At 68.5% G+C, this 19,626-nt stretch carries 14 protein-coding genes and 4 pseudogenes; 11 read left to right on the plus strand and 7 right to left on the minus strand.

Features of this window, described 5'->3' with window-relative positions; genetic code table 11:
- The first annotated feature begins 213 nt into the window (after positions 1–213).
- The 7 genes and pseudogenes from OG331_RS03810 to OG331_RS03840 form a co-directional block, all read left to right on the plus strand.
- Positions 214–1,515, plus strand: a complete 1,302-nt coding sequence (locus OG331_RS03810) for an NADase-type glycan-binding domain-containing protein (protein ID WP_406191556.1) — start codon at positions 214–216, stop codon at positions 1,513–1,515.
- Positions 1,516–1,793: 278 nt separating this feature from the next.
- On the plus strand, positions 1,794–3,185 hold the full coding sequence (locus OG331_RS03815) for a hypothetical protein (protein ID WP_406191558.1): 1,392 nt from the start codon (positions 1,794–1,796) through the stop codon (positions 3,183–3,185).
- Positions 3,186–3,792: 607 nt separating this feature from the next.
- Positions 3,793–4,512: a GNAT family N-acetyltransferase gene (locus OG331_RS03820; RefSeq protein WP_406191560.1), complete on the plus strand. Its 720-nt coding sequence runs from the start codon at positions 3,793–3,795 to the stop codon at positions 4,510–4,512.
- Positions 4,513–4,936: 424 nt separating this feature from the next.
- Positions 4,937–5,636 (plus strand): annotated as a pseudogene (locus OG331_RS03825) (Tn3 family transposase); the annotation flags it as partial.
- Positions 5,637–5,692: 56 nt separating this feature from the next.
- Positions 5,693–6,505: a DNA integrase/recombinase gene (locus OG331_RS03830; protein ID WP_406191562.1), complete on the plus strand. Its 813-nt coding sequence runs from the start codon at positions 5,693–5,695 to the stop codon at positions 6,503–6,505.
- Positions 6,506–6,960: 455 nt separating this feature from the next.
- Complete coding sequence (locus OG331_RS03835) at positions 6,961–7,434, plus strand: hypothetical protein (RefSeq protein ID WP_406191564.1); 474 nt, start codon at positions 6,961–6,963, stop codon at positions 7,432–7,434.
- Positions 7,435–7,595: 161 nt separating this feature from the next.
- Positions 7,596–7,811, plus strand: a pseudogene (locus tag OG331_RS03840) (Tn3 family transposase); the annotation flags it as partial.
- Between the two features lie 102 nt (positions 7,812–7,913).
- On the opposite strand, the gene OG331_RS03845 reads toward OG331_RS03840, so the two are convergent.
- The 3 genes from OG331_RS03845 to OG331_RS03855 all read right to left on the minus strand — a co-directional run bounded on the left by OG331_RS03845 (position 7,914) and on the right by OG331_RS03855 (position 11,668).
- Positions 7,914–9,794 carry an ATP-binding cassette domain-containing protein gene (locus OG331_RS03845; RefSeq protein ID WP_406191566.1) on the minus strand — a complete coding sequence of 627 codons (1,881 nt, stop codon included), beginning with the start codon at positions 9,792–9,794 and terminating at the stop codon, positions 7,914–7,916.
- 76 nt (positions 9,795–9,870) lie between these two features.
- Positions 9,871–11,001, minus strand: a complete 1,131-nt coding sequence (locus tag OG331_RS03850) for an asparagine synthase-related protein (RefSeq protein WP_406191568.1) — start codon at positions 10,999–11,001, stop codon at positions 9,871–9,873.
- A 538-nt stretch (positions 11,002–11,539) separates the two neighbouring features.
- Complete coding sequence (locus OG331_RS03855; protein WP_328689944.1) at positions 11,540–11,668, minus strand: hypothetical protein; 129 nt, start codon at positions 11,666–11,668, stop codon at positions 11,540–11,542.
- A gap of 139 nt (positions 11,669–11,807) precedes the next feature.
- On the opposite strand from OG331_RS03855, the gene OG331_RS03860 reads away from it, so the two are divergent.
- The gene (locus OG331_RS03860) at positions 11,808–13,193 is read left to right on the plus strand and encodes a hypothetical protein (RefSeq protein ID WP_406191570.1); all 1,386 of its coding nucleotides are present in this window, start codon (positions 11,808–11,810) and stop codon (positions 13,191–13,193) included.
- Positions 13,194–13,219: 26 nt separating this feature from the next.
- Here the strand turns inward: OG331_RS03860 and OG331_RS03865 are convergent, their stop codons facing one another.
- Positions 13,220–13,390 carry a hypothetical protein gene (locus OG331_RS03865; RefSeq protein ID WP_406191572.1) on the minus strand — a complete coding sequence of 57 codons (171 nt, stop codon included), beginning with the start codon at positions 13,388–13,390 and terminating at the stop codon, positions 13,220–13,222.
- Positions 13,391–13,867: 477 nt separating this feature from the next.
- Between OG331_RS03865 and OG331_RS03870 the strand changes: the two are divergent.
- Together OG331_RS03870 and OG331_RS03875 are read left to right on the plus strand one after the other, a co-directional pair.
- Positions 13,868–14,499, plus strand: a pseudogene (locus OG331_RS03870) (adenosylhomocysteinase); the annotation flags it as partial.
- Positions 14,500–14,504: 5 nt separating this feature from the next.
- Positions 14,505–15,116 (plus strand): NUDIX hydrolase, encoded by a 612-nt coding sequence (locus tag OG331_RS03875; protein WP_406191574.1) that lies wholly within the window; start codon positions 14,505–14,507, stop codon positions 15,114–15,116.
- 502 nt (positions 15,117–15,618) lie between these two features.
- Here the strand turns inward: OG331_RS03875 and OG331_RS03880 are convergent.
- The 3 genes and pseudogenes from OG331_RS03880 to OG331_RS03890 form a co-directional block, all read right to left on the minus strand.
- Positions 15,619–15,861, minus strand: a pseudogene (locus OG331_RS03880) (transposase); the annotation flags it as partial.
- Positions 15,862–15,987: 126 nt separating this feature from the next.
- Positions 15,988–16,557 carry a response regulator transcription factor gene (locus tag OG331_RS03885; protein WP_406191576.1) on the minus strand — a complete coding sequence of 190 codons (570 nt, stop codon included), beginning with the start codon at positions 16,555–16,557 and terminating at the stop codon, positions 15,988–15,990.
- Between the two features lie 285 nt (positions 16,558–16,842).
- Positions 16,843–18,057 carry a hypothetical protein gene (locus OG331_RS03890; RefSeq protein ID WP_406191578.1) on the minus strand — a complete coding sequence of 405 codons (1,215 nt, stop codon included), beginning with the start codon at positions 18,055–18,057 and terminating at the stop codon, positions 16,843–16,845.
- Between the two features lie 789 nt (positions 18,058–18,846).
- Between OG331_RS03890 and OG331_RS03895 the strand changes: the two genes are divergently transcribed.
- On the plus strand, positions 18,847–19,500 hold the full coding sequence (locus OG331_RS03895; protein WP_406191580.1) for a class F sortase: 654 nt from the start codon (positions 18,847–18,849) through the stop codon (positions 19,498–19,500).
- Positions 19,501–19,626 lie beyond the last annotated feature (126 nt).

Here is a 19,626-nt window from a genome sequence, read left to right on the forward strand (position 1 = left end):
CCCCCACGCCCCGGACCACCCGGCATGGGCGGCCCACCCGGCATGCCTCCACGCCCCGGACCACCCGGCATGGGCGGCCCACCCGGCATGCCTCCACGCCCCGGACCACCCGGCATGGGCGGCCCACCCGGCATGCCTCCACGCCCCGGACCACCCGGCATGGGCGGCCCACCCGGCATGCCCGGACCCCCCGGGATGAGCGGCCCCCCCGGCATGGGCAAACCCCAGGACGAGGACGACGATCTCGACGACCTCCTGGACGACGAAGACGAAGACGACGACCTCCTGGACGACGAAGACGACGACGACGAAGACGACGACCTCCTGGACGACGAAGACGACGACGACGAAGACGACGACGAAGACGAAGACGACGAGGACGACGAGGACGAAGACGACGAAGACGACGAGGAGGACGAGGACGACGACGAGGACGACGACGACGAGGACGACGACGATCTCGACGACCTGCTGGACGACGAAGACGAAGACGAGGACGACGAAGACGAGGACGACGACGAGGACGAGGACGAGGACGACAGTGCGTCCTCTAAACCAACGGGCAGGGCAGCAGCGGCTTTGTTCCTGCCGGTCCGGCAAGCGCCAGACCTTCCGCAACGCATGCCCGGACCGGACAAGACTGCTGAACTGCCAATCGCTGATCAGCCCGAGCCTGTTCTCCCTCAGGTCGCCCCGAAGAAGCGTCCGGCCAAGGCCCGGAGAACGCAGCCCGGTCTGCAGCCGGGAGACAAGATCTGCGGTGAATGCGGTACCGGAAACTCCCCGGCCCGCAAGTTCTGCGGACGGTGCGGCACCTCCCTGGAGACAGCCGAGGTCGTGGGACTGCCTTGGTGGCGTCGTCTCATGCCGAAGCGGAAGCCGAGGACGCTCAAGGCAGGACAGCGTCCCGGCCAGCCCGGCGTCAAATCAAGGCGCGGGCCCGAGATGTCCAAGATTCTCCGCCCTCTCCGCCTGATCCTGGGAATAACATTTCTGCTTCTGACTATCACCTACGCAGTCCTTCCTCCGTTCCATACATGGGTAAGCCAGCACATCAATTCGATGAACCGGAAAGTTACGGCTGTCGTGCACCCACGTTACGACCCTGTGCGACCGACAGGGGTCACAGCCAGCTCTCAGCTGGCCACGCATCATGCGCGCCTCGCAGTTGACCAGTACAACAACACGTACTGGGCGGCCCCTCGTGCAGGGCCGGAAAAGTCCCTCACATTGAGCTTCAGTCAACCGGTGGATCTCGACCGCGCGCTCTTCACCAATGGCGCAAGTGATAAGTTTGCCGACTTCGACCGGCCCAAGGACCTGCACCTGGTTTTCTCCAACGGGGAGTCTCATGATGTGCAGCTCAAGGACCAGTCAGGACCTCAGCAGGTTCGCATAAAGAACGGCGGAGGTGTCACGTGGGTGGAGATCCACGTGCTCTCCACGTACAAGTCGGTCAGCGGCAACAGCGTTGCCGTCACAGAGATAGAGCTCTTCAGCAAGCAGCGCGCGTGAGCACCGCGTCGCGGTCGACGCTCCCCGTCCTCGAAACCCGTCTCGCACCGCCGCCTTGCCGGCATGGAAGGGCGCATCGGGCGCACTGAAGGGGCAGCGGCGGAGTCGCCCCGGGCCTTGCGCCCGTGCAGGACCCAAGCCGAGTCCGCTGTCACCGGCGGGCGCCGGCATCCCGCCTGACAGGCAGCCATCGCAGGTATTCGGGGCAGGAAGAACTGCCCTTGTTTCCACCTTCTTCGCTGATGTTTTGGTCGTTCCGCCACCGGAGCATGCTGGGCATGACAGTGCTCCTTTCAATGACCTCTGCCGAGGTGCAGGTGTCCCCTGGCGGGGAGGCCGTGTGTTCTGTTGAGATCCGCAACGTAGGGTTTGTCGTCGATCATTTCAGCATCGAACTGATCGGCGACTTTGCAGACTGGGCGGATATCGAACCCAAGGTTGTCAATCTGCTTCCCGACTCGGAAGTAACGGCACAGATCAAGTTCAAGCCCCCGGAAACGTCGGCGGTACTAGCCGGCGAAAAGCCCTTCGCTGTGCGAGTCACCTCGCGTGAGGACCCCGAGAGTTCTGTCGTCGAGGAAGGAACTGTCACCGTCGACAGTTTCACCAAAATATCTGCGGAGTTCACCCCCAAGGGTTCACGCGGCTCACGTAAAGGCCGCCATCGGCTCGCCATCGACAACGAGGGAAACATACCCACCCGGGTCGACATCACGCTCCTCGACCCGGAGCAGCAGCTGGACTTCTCCATAAAACAACGGTGGGTGGTGACCGAGCCTGGAACAGCGACGCTCATTCCGGTCAAGGCCATTCCAAAGAAGCGGTTCCTGAAGGGGCCGCCGAAGACCCATCCGTTCCAGGCGTCGGTCACCGGGAAGGGTTTCGATACCGTGACCGCCGATGCGGTCATGGTGCAGGAGCAGATCTTTCCCAAGTGGCTTCCCACTGCTTTGGTCGCCCTGGTCGCCCTCGCGATCCTTTTTGCGGTTCTCTGGCTGACCGTCCTGCGCCCTGTCCTGAAGTCGGAGGCACGGCAGGCAGCAGCGGCCCAGGCGAGCGAGCTGTCGCAAGGCGTGGCGCAGGCCAGTCAGCAAGCAGCCAATGCGAGCCAGAATGCGCAGGCAGCTTTGAACGCCACCGGAGCCACACCCGTGCCCTCCTCGCCTGCCGCCCCCAGCAGCGGGTCCTCAGGCGCGCCCAATGGTCAGCAGCAAGGCGGAGGGACGACGGGCGGGGACGGCGCCTCCACAGGTGGCGGCGCCGGTTCGGGCAGCACCCCGGGAGGCGGCGGTTCGGGAGGCGACGGCGGTAGCAGCGGCCAGCCCACCCCGGCCGCTCCCAGTCCCGTCGATTTCACCCTGCGCACCTTCGTTCCGGCCGGGAACGGAGGAACATTCAAGACCTTCAGTTATACGGCTCCCAAGGGGAAAACGCTGCTCATCTACGACTTCGTCCTGTCCAATCCGAACGGCGACACCGGAAACCTGGAAGTGCGCCGTGGAAACGTTATGCTCATGCCCTTCGGACTGGAGAATTTCCGAACCCAAGACCAGAACTTCACTCAGCCCATCAAGATTCCTGCGGGCCAGCCGGTTGTGCTCGCTGTCGACTGCCACAATGAATCCCGGGCGTGTACGCCTGCAGCGTACTTTTCCGGTCAGCTCCAGTGACTTCAGAAACGCAGAACGCGAGGTGCCCTTTGCCCCAGACGAACGGAGGAAGCGCGGACGATTTCCATCCGGACGATCCGCCGACAGACGATCCTCACGAGTTGTCCTGCGCAGTACCCGAAAATGCTGTCGGCGCCCCTCCCAACCACAATGCATACGCCGCCGCCTATCGCACTGGGATACTGCGGGCGTTTTCGTCCCCCGAGTACGCTCTGCTGTGCCGATCGGACGCTTCCCAGCAATATCTGGACAGATTCATAGACGAGTATGCGGCGGCCTACGCGGAACGCGCGTTGCGGGGGTATGAGCAGTGGCCACCGGCCAGCCTGCCGCCCTCCTGACCCGGGCCGGGCCCCGGGTGCGTGGCTCCCAGGAGTGCGTGCGCAGCCGCCTGCGCAGGATGTCTTCGAACGTGGGCCGGACAGGCACTCAGGGAGCGGCCCGTGTGTGTTGTCTCCCGGCGGGCCCGCGGCTTCCCCAAAGTCTGCACGTCGGTCTCTTCGGACATACCCCCCACGGCGGGACAGTGAAGCACTGTATCCGTCCGCGGCGTCCGGGGACATCGGCGTCTGCCGCCCCGACGCGACAGCGCGCCTAGGAGTTCACGATGCCGCCAGGCAAGCTGCCTCTCGTTGTGGACGCCCGGTCAGCAGGGCCGGGCGTCGTTCCTGCGCCGACCGCAGCCCATCCTGTCGTACCGGCCGGCATCACCGCGCATCGGTCTTTTGCCGTTGATGTGCCGCCGGCCGCCTCGGCGGGCTGCCGCGGCGCAGGCACGCCGCCGAAATCCGCTGCGTCGGGGCATGCTCCTGCCGCGCTGGTCTACCGCGAGCTCGACCTGCGCGCCTTCGTGGACGAGGCAACCGAGATACAGGGCCGAGCCAACGGCTTCACGGACGAGGAACGCGGCCGACGTCGTCGTGTGATCGCCACCCGGGCGGGCGAAGCGCATACGTGTGCCGTGGGCGCCTTCTCCGAAGGCCGGCTCGTCGGCTTCTGCTATGGAGCCCCCTTCACGCTGCAGTGGCCCTGGGCTGCCACGATCGCACCGGCCGTCCACAGCTGCAGCTTCGCTTTGCTTGGCACTCCGTTCGTCGTGCTGGAACTCCACGTCATGCCGTCCATGTGGCGGCTCGGCGTCGGCTCCGCGCTGCTCAGGCAAGTACACCGCCACACCAAAGCGCGCTGGACGATGCTCACCCGCAAGGCGTCCTCCCAGCAGGCCGAGCTGTTCTACCTCTCCCAGGGATATGCGGGGCTGCCGATCCAGCTGGGCCAGTACACGGTGATGGCTGCCCAACTGCCGCTGGGACATACCCGGGGATGATGTCCTGGGAAGACCGTTTCCCCCTGTCTCTGCCTTGCTTTCTTGAACCCTGCCAGCCCGGTTGTAACTTTCTGCGGATCCAGCGCACCAGGTAGGCGTTGATGCGCCGCAGGAGGGGCTTGAGGGCAGCTGACCCGCGACTGACTGCGACTTGCGGTCAACGCTGCGAACTGCGACGTGGCTGCTGCTGGTTGTCAGCGCTGATCGTCGTTGAGCACTCTTGCACGGCCCGGAGACGGCCCCGGGTGAACCGGTGCTGTCTTCGGGCCGTCCGGGCTCGGATCCTCATCTTCATCTCGGGTTCTGCGAGCTGTACAGGTCCAACAGCTGCTCGCGGAGGTCGCGCTCCTCTTCAGTCGGGTGTTCTCCGCCCGTCAGAGCCTCAACCCGCCTCCGCGCAACGCCGCGTGGGAGGTACGCTGCCCTCGAAGGGGCTGGCGCGGATGCGAAGGTCAGCATCGAGGTGCAGCCCAACGGGCGGGCCAAGCTCAACGTGGACGGGCTCGGAGCGCTCGGGGTACCCAAGTCGCTGGCCTGCTGCGGCGCCGGGTGGAGAAGATGCTCCCGAAGATCGACCTTCCGGACCTGCTGTTCGGGGTGCACTCCTGGACCGGGTTCCTGGACGCCTTCGTACACCTGGGCGACGGCAAGACCCGCATGAAGGACCTCACCACCTCGGTCGTCGCCTGCTGGTGAGCGAGGCGTGCAACATCGGTATGACCCCGGTGGTCAACCCCGGCCACGAGGCGCTGACCCGCTCCCGGCTGGTCCACGTCGACCAGTACTACCTGCGCGCCGACACCATCGCCACGGCCAACGCCGCCCTGATCGAGGCCCAGGCGAAGGTGCCGATCGTGGCGCACTGGGGCAACGGGCTGCTCGCCTCCGTCGACGGCCTGCGCTTCGTCGTCCCGGTGAAGTCCATCAGCACCGCCCCGAATCCGAAGCACTTCGGCTTCAAGCGCGGCATCACCTGGCTGAACGCCGTAAACGACCAGGTCTTCGGGATCGGGCAGATGGTGGTCCCGGGCACTCCCCGCGACTCCCTGCACATCCTGGACGCCCTGCTGAACCTCGACGGCGGGGTGAAGCCGGAGATGGTCGCCACCGACAACACCTCGTATTTAGTTACATGGACACCTTGCCTCTCGTTGAGGGGCAAGGGCGGCCGTCCGAGCCGTTGTGGCAGACGGAGGAGCCGCGCGAGAAGGCACTGGAGCGCACGCTCGCGCTGCCGTTCACAGCGGACACGGACACCAACCAGCGCACACGCCGCCGCGGTCTGATCAAGCTGCTCGACTGGCTGGAGGACCAGCCCGGCCGCACCTGGCAGGAACGCTGGACGGCCAGCGGAGCCGAGGAAGCCGGCCGGGAATGGCCGCGGGTGCCGATGCAGTGGCTCGCCGAGCACCAGCGAGCACGCAAGTACGACCGAGCCGATCTGTGCTGCGGCATGATCCCGCTGCTGGGCGGACAAGTCGCACGCCCCGCCTACCGGTGGCTGCTGCGGCAGCGCCCTTCCCAACTGCTGGCGCACATCCGCAGCGTCACCGATCCCGACGGCTTCGCGGCGCTCAAGGACCAGTTCACGGCCACCGGCCACGCGGGGGCCAACGACTGCAACAACGCGCTCAACCGCGTCACCTGGATCGTGACCTGCAAAGACGGCACCATCCGCGACGTCACCATCGGCGACTGCGTCGAACTGCAGCACGCCATCGGCGAGCACCAGACCAACGGCTACCACGGCAAGCACCTCTTCTATCAACTCCTGGCAGGACTCGGCGTCTTCGGGCCCCGAGGCCCCCGCCCGGCTGAAGACCGTGATGCTGCCCGGACAGTTAGCACCGGCGGCCCTGGTCGACCGGCTGGGCATCGCCTGCACCCCGATACGCGACCTCCTGGTCGACTACCTCACCGAGCGCGCGGTGGACGTCGACTACACCACGCTCGAGGACATGGCCCGCTCGTTGGCCGGACTGTTCTGGCGTGACCTGGAGAAACACCACCCCGGCATCGACTCTTTGCGGCTGGACGCCGACACCGTCACCGCCTGGAAGGAGCGCGTCGGCATGGTCCGTGACCGTCACGGCGTCCCCGTCCGGCCGCGTGTCGGCGTACACCATCTTCAGCTGGGTCCGGGCGTTCTACCAGGATCTCGCCCGCTGGGCTGCCGAAGAACCGGCCCGGTGGGGCCCGTGGGTCGCTCCCTGTCCGGTCCGCGACAGCGACACCGACCACAGCAAGAACCGCGCCCGCCGCAAAGCCGCTATGGACCAGCGCACCCGCACAGCGGCGCCACCGCGACGAGGTCCAAGCCCTGCGGCAGGCCCTCGAAGCCGCCCAGAGCGAGAACCTCGAACTGCGACGCAGCCTCGGCCCCCGACACACCACCCGCCCTGAGAGCCCCTACTCCTGACGCCCTCACACATCGATGGCCCTGCGGGCATGGCTCACAAACTGCTGCCGTTTATTCGACGCATGGCCGAGGTAACTCCTGATGCGATTCGACTGGTTCGCGTCAATCGCATCGCCGCTCTCCCGTCCAAGGATTCTCGCCTGAATCGCTGCCACACAAGCCGACAGCGACTGTCGCAACTCGCCAGCCATCCGGGCCAATTCCTCCGGACCTTCAAGCTCGACTGCGGTCTGGGTATCCGCCAGGTCCGCTCGAAGCAATCTGCGGGTCTCTTCGAGAAGGTGACGCAGTCCATCGAGATCATGACCTGGCCTGGCCAGCTCAGCCTCGATACCCCGCAGGGCCTCATGAACCTCGTCGGCCTTGCCCGTGAAGGCGGCATAGGCATCACGGCGGAGCTGACGACGCCAGTGACGATGCTCAGCTCGAACCTGCCGCTGCCCCGCTATCCCAGCAATAGTTGCAGCCAGGGTTGTCCCCATCACTCCCACCCCAGCTCCTAGAACCGCTGCCGTTCCAGCATCCATGCGAAGAGTGTGCCAGCGAGGCTCCCTGAGCGTTTGTCACCTTCAAAGTCGCGATCAGGGACAGTCACTTGCAGATGCGTCCGCAAGTGCTCTAGCTGCGCGAATACCAGCCGTTCACCCCCTTTGCCCCAGATACCCTCTTGACGACGAAGTACATTGACGCCGCGGTCGCCCAGCTGCGTGCTGAGGGCCACGAGATCAGCGATGAGGATGTCACCCGCCTGTCCCCGCTGAAGTTCAAGAACCTCAATGTCCTGGGCCGCTACAGCTTCACCCCCTCCACCCCGCGCGAGGGCCTGCGCCCGCTGCGTGACCCGGACGCCCTCGAGCTCGACGAGGACGACGACGGCAGTGGGGACGAGTGGACGCCTCCGGAAGCCGGATCGGCCCCGGTGCTGTCCCACGGGGGGAGGGCAGCACCGGGGCCGACGGTTGAATCACCCTAGCCGGATTGCTCACCGGTCTTGGGAGAGTTTGTACAGCTCAGCAAAGATTCCGCCCGCGTCCAGGAGCGCCTCGAACGTGTCGGACTCCGCGACGCGCCCCTGATCGAGGACGATGATGCGGTCCGCGATCCGGGCGTTCTCCAGGTTGTGCGTGACGAACACGGCGGCCTTGCCCACGGCGAGCTCCTTGAACCGGCGGATCACCAGGTGCTCGGCGCGCGGGTCCATCGCGGACGTCGGCTCGTCCAGCATCAGCATCGCGGCATCCCTGTAGAACGCTCGCGCGACCGCGATGCGCTGCCACTGCCCGCCGGACAGGTCGGTGCCGCCCCAGTTCGAGCTGGCGACCAGGGTGTCGAGCCCGTACGGGACCTTGGCGATGACGCTGTCCGCGCCAGCCGCCTTCGCCGCGTCCAGCAGCAGGGCGTCGTCGGCGGTGCGGGGCTGGCCGAGGTGGATGTTGGCGCGCAGGTCCATCGGCCAGCGGGTGTAGTCCTGCGGCACCAGGCCGACGCGGGACCACACGCTGTGCGGGTCGGCCCCGGCGAGGTCGGTGCCGTCCCAGGTCACCGTGCCGCCGCCGTTCGCCACGCGCAACCCGGTCAGCAGGGCGGACAGCGTGGTCTTGCCGCTGCCGTTCTCCCCGACCAGCGCGATCAACTCGCCCCGCCGCAGGGTCAGAGAGACGCCGTCGACCGCCGGGGCGTCGGCGCCGGGATAGGCGTACGTGACGTCCTTCGCCTCGATCACGGCAGGCGCCCCGGCCGGGATCACCTCGGTGCCACGTACGGCGCGCAGGGCCTTCGCCCGGCGCAGAAACACCTGCCAGTCGTCCAGATACAGCGACGTACGGAACAGTCGGGCGGCGGCCATGACCAGCGAGGTCAAGGCGCCGGTGGAGGTGCGCACCGCGATGAAGGCAGTCGCCGCGATGGCCAGGTCCATCCGACCAGTGGCCGCCAGCCAGCCGAGCGTGACCCAAGTCGTGCCGAGCATCAGCCCGCTGACGGCCGAGCCGAGCAGCGTGACCCGCAGGACCCTCGGTGCTGCCGCACGGTGGGTGGCCTTGATCCGGTCGGTGATCTGGCGGTACCAGGACTGAAGGAAGCCGGCCATGGTGGTGGCGCGGACCTCGGCGGCGGTGCGACGGTCGGTGGAGTAGTACCGCAGCAGGTAGCGCAGGTGGTTGTCCGAGATGTTCTGGTAGTCCGCCCGGTGCTGAATCCTCGCGGTGGTGATCGCCGCCGCGCCCTTGGGCACCACGGCCAGCACCAGAAGAGGCAGAAGCAGAGGGTGCAGGACCGTCAGAACCGAGGCCGCGGCGACGAGCTGGGCGAGCGCGGAGACCAGGGCCTGAGCGTCGCCGATCAGGTTCTCCGTCGCCTCGGCGCCCTTTCCAGCGGCCTGGAGCCGGTCGGTGAAGCCGGGCCGGTCGTACGCCTCCAGCTCCACCTCCGGGGCAGCAGCCAGGATCTGGAGGTCCGCCTCGGTCGCGACCTCCGGCGACAGGCGGGCAGAGGCGTACACGGCGAGCGCGTCGGCCCCGGCCCGTACGCCGGTTGCCACGGCGACCACGATCAGCGCGGGGGTGGCCGCGCTCACCCGGTCGGCGACCTGGCCGCCGGCGAAGAGGTGGTTCATCGCGCCGGGCAGCGCTCCGAGCGCGACGGCCGAGGAGACTGCGACGACCAGCTGGCACAGACCGAGCCAGAGCATCGCCGCTCTGTCGGCGGCCCAGCCGAGGCGGGCCGCGGCGGCGAGCGTACGGGGCAGCCGGGCGGCCATCCGCCACCAGGAGGCGTTCGCGATGTCCTCGAAGTGCGGGTCGCTCTGGTAGCCGACCTGCTGCGGGGAGCCGGAGGATTTCGGGGCGGGCGAGGACTGTGTCACCCGCCCCATCCTGGTGCGTCCGCCGGGACGGCCGGAGCCTTTTGAGCCGAACTCGCCTGCGTGGTGGACGCTGCGTCTACAGGGCCCGCAGAGCCAGCTCGACGGCTGTGATCAGGAACAGCCCGGTGCGGTACGGCGCCGCCTCATCGGGGCCGAGGGCCGCCCGCTCGACGGTCTCCGAGAGCACGGCCGCATCAAGGAATCCCTGCTCGACCAGGTGCAGGTCCTTGCCCCAGCCGCGGAGCAGGCCGCTGCTGTACTCGTGCACGGCCCGGTTCATCAGGTGACCGAAGTTCTCCCGCATCACCGGGTGCACGACGGCGTCGGGGAGGCCACGGGCGGCGAAGCGTTCGGTCAGCAGCTTCTTGTCGCGCTTCCACTCCAGTGGGAGGCGCTGGCCGAAGCGGACCAGGTCGGGGTCGGTGAACGGGGCGAGGGTCCACAGGCCCCGGCGCGCAAGGAGCGGGGTGGCGACCTCCAGGGCGACCAGCGCGGTCTCCGGCGCCACGGTGGCTGGGGAGATCCCGGTGTTCACCTCGCCGAGCAGGTCGCGGACCCGTTCGCCGCACCAGGCCGGCGCCTCCGGCGTACGGACGGGGCCGCCGTCGGGGCGGCGGACGCGGGCGACTTCGTCGCCGCCGAACCCGGCCACCACCGTGGTGATGCCGCGCGCCATCAACGCCTGGGCGAGCGCGTCGGCGGCCTCCAGGTGCGGCTCGTCCAGCGGACTGATCGCCTCGGGGCAGGCCCGGCGCAGCCCGCCCGGGGCGAGCGGCGGGTGGTCGGTCGCGGGCACCGTGATGTCCGGGGCGAAGCCGGTGTGGTCGATGACCATGCGGCGCCGCGCGATCTGCTGCGGCCCCGCCTCGCCGCCGATCAGCAGCGCGCACGGCGTGATCAGGCCCGGGTGCGCGAGCGCGAGGGAGACGGCGAGGTTGGTGGAGTCCTTCCCGCCCGACAGCTGCGCCGCGGTCTGTGCCGCGGTGAGGGGGCGGCGGGCGTAGATGTGGTCGACGAGCGCCTCGAACGCTCCCACCAGAGCCGGGCCGTCGGTGCCCTCGACGAGTGCGGAGGACTGGGCGTGCTCGGCCGCGGCCGGGTAGACCAAGCGCAGGCCCTCGGCGTCCGCGTACGCCGACGAGCGTTCGGACAGCCGCTTGATGCTGGTGAACAACGTGTCGTGCCCGTAGCGGGGATGCCCGGTCACCAGCCGCATCACCTCCCAGCCGTCCCGGGGCCTGGTGGGCGGACAGGTCCATCAGCTGCCACGACCCGGCCAGCCGCCCGTTCTCGTACGCGAGGTAGAGCGGGCACACCCCGCCAAGCCCGGTCTCCAGCCGCAGCCCGTCCGGGCCCGCCTCGACCCATACGGACTGGAGCGGCCACTGGCGGCACTCCTCTATGGCGCGGGCGTACACCGCGGCGTCGACCCGCACCGGCGCCATGGACCGCAGCAGGGAGGCACGGCCGGCAGCCCGCTCGCGTACCACCATCAGCGTGGTGGTGCCGTCGGTGACCGCCCGCGCCTCCAGCGCCAGATTGGCCAGCGGGCGGATGCGGTCCTCTCCCCGTACCCAGCAGCCTTCGCCCTGCTCACACCACTGCCACGGCCCCGAGGCCGTCCGCAGATCGACCGTGCATGTCAGCATCCCCTGACTCCCTTCGTTCCTCCGGTGGGCAAGCGACGGGGCCCGCGCGGCTCTCGGCCGAGCGCGGGCCCCGGTGGTGCTCGTGGTGCCGGTGGATCAGTCCTCGAACCGACCCTGGTCCGAGCTCTCCTGCGGCTTCTCCTCAAAGCGCGCGGTGTCACTGGGTACGGCGGTGATCTCCGGCCCGGCGAACACGGACTCCCACGGACGCGTCTGGTCCTTCATCACGGTCCCCTTCCACTCGACCCATCCCGTTGACGGAACGTCATCGGGCTTCGTCAATCAGTGAACTGGGCAAGGGAGTTGGCGGGTAGCGTACGGAGCACGCGGAGCCGTATATCGGGTATACGAGGGCGGGGACCCCATGACCCAGCGCACGGCGAACCACCAGCTCAAGAAGCTGATCGACGAATCCGGCCTGCCGTACGACGGCGTCGCGCGCGCCGTGAAGGCCGTCGCGTCGGAGAGCGGCCAGCGGCTGGGGACCAACAAGTCGGCCGTCCACCACTGGACACTCGGCGCCGTGCCGGAGGGGGCGACCCCCGGATACCTGGCCGAGGCGCTCTCCCGGCGCCTGGGCCGCCGGATCACCCGCGAAGACCTCGGACTCGGTTCCCCCATCGGCGGCGAGGATGAAAGCATCGGGCTGACGCTGGACTTCGACCCCATCGAGACGCTGACCGCCATCGGGAGCGCAGACGTGAACCGACGCCGTTTCCTTGCCGCCTCCGCCTTCTCCATGGCTGCCTCCGTCCTCCCGCTGGAGTCTGTCCAGGAAGCCGCCGCCCGCACCCGCACCGTCAGCGGCGGCGCGCTCGCCGGGCACGCCGACGTCACGGCCGTGCGCGACATGGTGAAGCTCTTCATGGACATGGATGAGCGCCACGGCGGCCAGCACGGCCGCTCGGCGTTCGTGCAATACCTGATCACCGACGTCCGCGACCTCTGCCGGGCCCGCTTCAGCAGCGAGGAAGCCCGCGCCGAGGCGCTGTCCGTCGCCTCCGCCGCGGCCCACCTCTGTGGGTGGAAGGCGTACGACAGCGGTGAGCAGGGCCTCGCCCAGCGGTACTACATGCAGTCGCTGGGGCTCGCCCGGGAGTCCGGAATCCCAGGTCAGGACGGGTTCGTGATGCGAACCATGTCGCAGCAGGGCATGAAGCTGCACCGGCCCGAGCACTGCCTGGCCCTGGCCGAGACCGGCTGGGCCAGGGCCAAGGGACGGGTGGACTCGCAGGTCGAGGCGCTGTTCGCCGTCACCCACGCGCACGCGCTCGCCAAGACCGGCCAGCGTCAGGCCGCGCTTGCCGACGTCGACCGCGCCCACGCCGCGCTCGCGGCCGGAGCGGCGACCGGGGACGAGGTGCCGTTCTGGGCGCTGGTCTGGGGGCCGCCCGCAGCCACCGTCCACTCCCGTACGGCGAAGGTGTTCGAGACGCTCGGCGACCGCGGCAACTCTGCACGGAGCTACGCGACCGCCGCCGCGAGCCGGCCCGGGGCAACGTACGCACGGATCATCGCGCTCGACCTCGTCGCCCAGGCCGAGCAGCAGGCCAAGCAGGGCGGCATCGAGCAGGCGTGCGCCACCTGGGACCGGGCCATCGACGCCATGGCCGGGGTGAAGTCCACCCGCACCCTCAAAGCGGTCCGCTCGCTGCGCGGGGACCTGCGCCCGTACCGCTCGCGCGGCGTGCCGTGCGCCGCCGAGCTCGACGAGCGCGCCCGCCTCTTCCTCGCCTCCCGCCCCAACTGACCGCCGCGCGGTGCCGCGCTGTAGCGTCAGCCGGACTGATCTCCGGGGCGGGAGGACAAATCCGTGACGGGCCCGCTCCGGTCTACCTCCGCCGACGCCGGGTCCTCTTCCTCGTACGTACCGAAGGGGCCCGGCTCCCCGGCGGGCACTCCGAGCATCGGGGCACCGCCCTTGGTCCGGTAGTAGCTGGCAAACATCGCACCACCGTACGACGCCCGTCGGGCGCGGATGGCCGGTCCGCCTTCATGCAGCCTGATGCGATGTCAGTGGCCCGCGCCACACTGGGCTCCTCGCTGATGAAGCAGGGGGCCGATGGCGTTCAGGGCTGTACACGCGCAGTGGGGGACCGTCTTCGCGCATCTGCCCGATCTCGGCTGCGGACGCGTCTGGGATGCGGTGTGGAAGGTGCGCCCGTCCGCGCCGCTGACGTGCGACGAGTGCGGAACACGCGATGTACGCGAAGACCTCCCGCGCGGGGTTACGGTTCTTCGCCCACGCCCCGGGCACCCCCACTTGCGCACTCGCCCTGGAGTCCGTCGCCCACCACCTGCTCAAGCTGGAACTGGCGAACGCCGCACGCGACGCTGGCGCGCACGCCGAACTCGAAGTACGCAGGCCCGACGGCCGATGGCGGGCCGACGTGCTGGCTACCGACCCCCTCACGGAGCATCGCCTTCCTCGTCGGACAGTCCGTGGTCTTCTCGACCGAGGCCGTCATGCGCGGCCGCGGCGACATCCTCCACGGACGGCCCGCCCTCGTGATCGGCTTCGGCAAGCTCGGCTCCTCCATCGCCCGGCTCCTGCAGGCCAAAGGAGTGCAGGTCACCGTCTTCGACATCGACCCCGTCCGCCGCACTCAGGCCCTGTCCCAGGGCTTCACCGTCGCCCGCGACCGCGAGACCGCCCTGACCGGCGCCAGCCTGGTGCTCTGCGCGACCGGCGCGATTCCCTGCGCGGCGAGGACTTCTCCCACCTGCGCAACGGCGCCTACGTCGCCACCGTCACCTCCAGCGAGGACGAACTCGACCTCGCCGAACTCCCCGACGTCTACACCCGCACGATCGTCGGCGACCACGTCACCCGCTACCGGACTACCGGCCACTGCTTCTATCTGGCGAACGACGGCAACGCCGTCAACTTCATCCACGGCGCCAGCGCTGGGCCGTTCATCTTCCTGATCCAGGCCGAGATCCTCGCCGCGATCAGGATGCTCACCCGCGAAGACCTCGCCCCCGGCATCCATGAGGTCCCCGCACCCGACCGTGAAGCCATCGCGGCGACCTGGCTCTCCTACTTCAACAGGTGATCAACATGCCCGTCACGGCCAACCACATCCGCACCACCCTCACCGCCTACCTCGACCAGCACCCCGAGGACAAACGCGAGATCGACGTCATCCGCGGCCTCCTCGACGACAGCGACGACCTCACCAGCCGCAAAACGTCCCCCGGACACGCCACCGCCGGGGCGATCCTCGTCGGCCCCGACGGCCGCATCCTGCACATCCACCACAACGTCACAAAGCTGTGGTTGCTGCCAGGAGGCCACCTGGAGCCCTCCGACGAGACGCTCCTGCAGGCCGCCGGTCGCGAACTCACCGAGGAGACTGGCATCCCGCCCCACGTCGTCACCCCACTCGGCGAGGTCCCGCTGCACGTCGATGTCCACCCCATCGACGCCAACCCGGCCAAGGACGAGCCCGCCCACCAGCACTTCGACTTCCGATTCCTCTTCCGCACCACCGCCGACATCGGCGAACTGCAGACCGAAGGAGTCTCCGACGCCGCCTGGCGCACCATCGACGAGATCACCGACCCGAAGCTCCGCGACCGCATTGCCACAGCCCTCCTAGACGCCGACAGCGACGCCGTGATGAACGGCCAGCTCCCACTCACCGAACCCTGGCCAACCGCAGATTGGTGACAGACCGACAGGTCTGCAGGGACTCAGGGGCTGAAGGGACAGAACTTCAGCCATCACACTGCGATCCGCGACCGCATCGACGGCCGACAGCCGCATTCAGAGGTGTCGGCCGTCGTCGTCCATCCAAAAGCCGGATTGTCAGTGGTGCGGGGGACCCTGATCCCATGAGCGCACCTTCGTCCCGCACCACGGCCTTCGAGCAGCAGATTCCCGACCGTCTGTCCGTCGTCGGGCCCGGCTGGCGTCCTGGGATGCACCCGCTTCCACGGGGATCCACATGGCACCTGGATCAGAACGCTTTGCGATCACTGCCGACGTGACCCTGCCAGATGCGGGTGACTCACAAGCCGGTCTCGAAAGTTGTCAGCGCCAAGTCCTGGATGGGCACACAACCCTCGGCAGACAGCGCCTTGCTTCTGTCTCATGAGACAGCCTGAGCGCGAAGAAAGGTTCCAGACGTTGTCGAAGGACTTCTGGATGTCGAGGTCGATCACCCAGTGCTGTCGAACGTGCCGGCCGCATCCCGCGGCACCTTCACCCCGACTGGGCCGACGTCGGTGAGCACGGTCTTCGTCCGGGTGCCGTTGCGGCTGTTGCCGCTGCCCGTCGCGTCGGGCTTGTCGCAGCCGACGTGGCCGGTGATCTCGCCCTCCGGGGCGGACTCCGGGACCCGCTTGGTCGGCTGCTGCAGCCCGCCCTCCCCGGTCAGCTGCGGCCCATCACTGCGGGCTCGGCCGACCGGCATCGCGACCAATTGGTCTCGCTCATCAGGGAAGCGTCTCCTTGATCACCGGATCCGCCGATGATTAGACACTCCCTCCCATCGCCCGTCAGTGGCCGAGCTGAAAGGGCTCAGTGCGTGAACGCCTTGTCAGATGAGGCCCTCGCGCAGTGCGTAGGCCACTGCTTGCGAGCGGTTCTTGAGTTGGAATCGGCTGGTGATGTCGTGCAGGACGTTCTTGACGGTGCGTTCGGAGTAGCACAGCTGGGCGGCGATCTCTCGCGTGTCGTAGCCGTCTGCGACGAGGCGCAGGATGCGCGTCTCGCGGTCGGACAGGCCGTTCAGGTGAAGGTCCATGGGGGTCAGAACCTGGCGTTGCAGGCGTCCGACCTGCAGCAGCAGACGTCCTAGCAGGTCGGGTGGCAGGACTCCTTCTCCCGCGGCGGCGCTCACGATGAGTTGTGCCAGGCGCGGTGCGGTGGCCTCCGAGCGGCGGACGACGGCACATACTCCGATCTCGATCACGGACATCAGACCGCTCTCGTCGAGTGTGCCGATGACCAGGACGATGCGCCGGCAGCCTTTGCGGCTCAGGCTGCGCAGGGTGCGCATGGTGGCCTCGTCCAGGCCCTCGGCCGCCTCGATGACGACCGCGTTGTCATCGATGTGTTCCTCGTCGACCAGGAGCACTTCAGGGCGGCTCTTGAGTGTGGCTTCCAAGCCTGCTTCGGATATGGGGTCCTCAGCGTGTACGTAGACTGGGATGCGCGTGGGCATGGATCGGTCGACCTCCCCGGAGGCGGGTAGTGCGGAGCCCTGCCGTTGGATGGTCGGGATGGCGCCAGGTGTTCTGGGCTGTCCTTCTCCGGCGGGGACCCGATGGATACCTGAACGGTTCGCTGAGCCGCAGTGGTGTGCCGGAGAAAGTTCCGGTAGTCCGCGATGTGCATAGCCTGCGCGACGTGTGCCCACCGGCACCCCAGGGGGCTGCCCTAGTGGTCCTTCCTAGGGACATGGGATGCGGTGGTGTCGTGCGCGGGTGCGATGTCCTGCCGGGCATCCACGCGGTCCTGGACGGTACGGCGCGGTCGGTGCGATACCGGCGGGCGGTTGTGGCGGCGCAGCATGCACAATCCCCCGCCCCAGAGTGCGCAGGACCGCCGACAGGTAGAGCAACGTTTGGGCTGCCGTGAGCGGGGAGGCAGGCAGTGGCTGAGGGCGGGGGGTCGGCGGCAGCTGCCCGGGCGGAGTGGCCGGGGCGGGGCCGGCTGTCCATCCTGTGGGGCTGAGGGCCCCGTCCGTCCAGCCCAGCAGTGGGGCGGGCAGGGCGGCGCTGGTCGTGTGCTGCGGCAGGTAGGCGGGAGGTGCCGGCAGGGGCAGGCCTGCAACGGCCGAGGACAGCCAGGCGGCCGGCAGCACGGGGCCCGGCCCGAGCTGGTCATAGATGAAGTCGTAGCGGTAGGGCACGAATCCGCGGGAGGCGTAGTGGGCGTAGGCGGCGTTGCGTGTGTAGCGCGCCGTCTGTCCGGGACGAGGCTGCTCGTAGAGGCTGAAGCGCTGGTGGGAGACCTCGTCCCAGCCTGCGAAGATCACCGTGTGGGGGGAGGAGAGAAGGATGTCTCCGGGTTGCAGGTCGGTGGCTGGGATGGGGTGGGCGACGGTGCCCAGGTTGCCGGTCCAGTAGTTGGCCCTCTGGTCCAGGCGCCAGGCCATGGACACATAGCCCGAGCAGTCCTGCCGGTAGGTGCCCAGTGTGTTCGTCCACCACGAGGTCTGGCTGTAGGGGACGCCCTCGATGACCCATTGCGCGGCGCGCTGGATGACTTCGGCACGGCTGATCAGGCCCAGGGGTGTGACCGGATACGAGGCAGGCGCGGGCGCCTGGGGCACGGGCCCGCCCTCGGGAGCCGGTTGCGGAGGTGGGGACGACATGGAGGGTGGAGGGGCGGCCGCCGACGGCTCCGCAGAGGTGGGGACAGCCGCCGGCGGCGGGGTGGGCTTGCGCGCCGGAGGGGTGGACTGGGGGGTGGCCGAGCCCGGCGACGGCGCGGGCGGCGGTGAGCTGTTGGCTGATACCGGGAGCGGCACAGAGGTCGAGGCGGCACCGCCCGTCGTGCCGGCGGCGGACCGGTTGCTCGGCAGGCCGGCTGCGGACGGAACCGCCCCGAGTGCAGGTGCCGCCACCAGCAGGACGGCGATCGCCGCAAGGAGCGCGCCCATCAGGCTCAGTGGGTTCGGGCACTGGAGTGCGCAGGGCATGCGGCGCCCTCTCATGGCAGGGAGGGCGTGGTGTCGGGGCTTGTGCCGGACAGCGGACCAGGGCGTTGACGCTTCGATCGCCCGTGTGCGCGGGACCGGCGCCAGACAGCGGATCCCACTGGCCACTCCTCTTGGTCGAGACGTTTTCCCGCACCCACGATGCCGCCCTCCTTCTTCCGCAAAGCGCAAGTACAGGGCCTGGGCAGAAAGGAACTGTCCCTCTCCATGCTGGGAATAGCGAGAAGTGGTGTAAACGCTTTTCGGGCAACTGTCAGGGTACGGAGAGGGGGGCGGGCGGCTTCCCGGAACGACGGGGCGGCAGGAGCCGGCGGAAAGGGTATGACGGGTGCGGCGGGAACGTGGCCGCGTTACCCGTGAAGCCGGTGGGCTGTGTGGGCGCCGGCCGGACCGCTTTTGGCGGGGATATGTCTGCCAGGCGGCGGGTTCCTCTTTCGGCCGCAGGTTGTTATTTGCTCCGCGGGTGCCGACACCTCGGCCCTTTCGGGCAGCGCTCACGGCCCTTCCTGCGGCATCCCCGCTCCTGCACGCGGGCCGACGCTCCTCCTAGCGTGGCTGATACCCCCCTCCCCGGGGGCCGTCCACGCCTGTCCGGTCCCCTCCCAGGTCGGGCGCTGGACGGCCCCGGGCGGGCTGCCGGCGGCAACTGTTTTGCGCGGTCGCCGCCGGCACCTGCCCCTTTTCGTCGGCTCCTCGTGGCGCTCAGCCCGCCATCTGGCCTCAGGACTGCACATGACCCTTGCCTCTTCCCCTCAGCCGACCCGCCATGGCCGGCAGCGGCTGTCTGCCGCATGGCTGGGAACACGCACGGCGGCAGCCATGATGGTTGTTGCTCTGAGCGCTGCTACGGCGGGCTGTGCCGATCTGTCTTCGCCCGGGACCACCGATGCTCCGGTTCCGGGGCAGTCTGTTCAGGCATCAGCGATGAAGGCGTCGGTGCCCCTGCGCGTCGAGATCCCCGATGCGAAGATCAGCAGCCGCATCATCTCGCTGGGCCTCAACAAGGACCGCACGGTCGCTGTGCCTCCGATCCAGAAGAACGACCCGGTCGGCTGGTACAAGAATTCGCCCACTCCCGGCGAAACGGGCCCCTCTGTGCTTCTCGGCCATGTCACTGTCGGGCGGTACGGCAAAGGGGTCTTCTCCCGGCTGGAAGCCGTCGACAAGGGCGATTCCATTCTGGTCACGCGCAAGGATAAAAGTACGGCACGGTTCACCGTGGACCGCGTCAAGAAATATCCGAGGAATAAATTTCCAACGGATCAAGTCTATGCGAACACGGCCACGCCGCAGCTGCGGGTCATTACCTGTGCCGGCAGCCTCAATTCACGAACCGGCCAGTACAAGGAAAACCTCATCGTCTTCGCCAGCCTCGCATCCGGCTGAGGCGAGGCCGGGGCCTTAACGTCGCCCCTCTGCGCTGCCCTGTCCGGCCCGCCCGGGGCGAGCGTCGGACAGCAGGACCGAGGCCGGATCCGGCAGCAGCGATGCACCGCCGGCTCGACGGCCCCG

Origin of the sequence: Streptomyces sp. NBC_01017 (assembly GCF_045162795.1) — a bacterium.
Classification (GTDB): domain Bacteria; phylum Actinomycetota; class Actinomycetes; order Streptomycetales; family Streptomycetaceae; genus Streptomyces; species Streptomyces machairae.

Coding starts and splice junctions, on each gene's coding strand:
- OG331_RS03810 (WP_406191556.1), top strand. CDS start 214: ATGGGCAAACCCCAGGACGAGGACGACGATCTCGACGACCTCCTGGAC.
- OG331_RS03815 (WP_406191558.1), top strand. CDS start 1,794: ATGACAGTGCTCCTTTCAATGACCTCTGCCGAGGTGCAGGTGTCCCCT.
- OG331_RS03820 (WP_406191560.1), top strand. CDS start 3,793: ATGCCGCCAGGCAAGCTGCCTCTCGTTGTGGACGCCCGGTCAGCAGGG.
- OG331_RS03835 (WP_406191564.1), top strand. CDS start 6,961: ATGGCTCACAAACTGCTGCCGTTTATTCGACGCATGGCCGAGGTAACT.
- OG331_RS03855 (WP_328689944.1), bottom strand. CDS start 11,668: ATGAAGGACCAGACGCGTCCGTGGGAGTCCGTGTTCGCCGGGCCGGAG.
- OG331_RS03860 (WP_406191570.1), top strand. CDS start 11,808: ATGACCCAGCGCACGGCGAACCACCAGCTCAAGAAGCTGATCGACGAA.
- OG331_RS03865 (WP_406191572.1), bottom strand. CDS start 13,390: ATGTTTGCCAGCTACTACCGGACCAAGGGCGGTGCCCCGATGCTCGGA.
- OG331_RS03875 (WP_406191574.1), top strand. CDS start 14,505: ATGCCCGTCACGGCCAACCACATCCGCACCACCCTCACCGCCTACCTC.
- OG331_RS03890 (WP_406191578.1), bottom strand. CDS start 18,057: ATGGGCGCGCTCCTTGCGGCGATCGCCGTCCTGCTGGTGGCGGCACCT.
- OG331_RS03895 (WP_406191580.1), top strand. CDS start 18,847: ATGACCCTTGCCTCTTCCCCTCAGCCGACCCGCCATGGCCGGCAGCGG.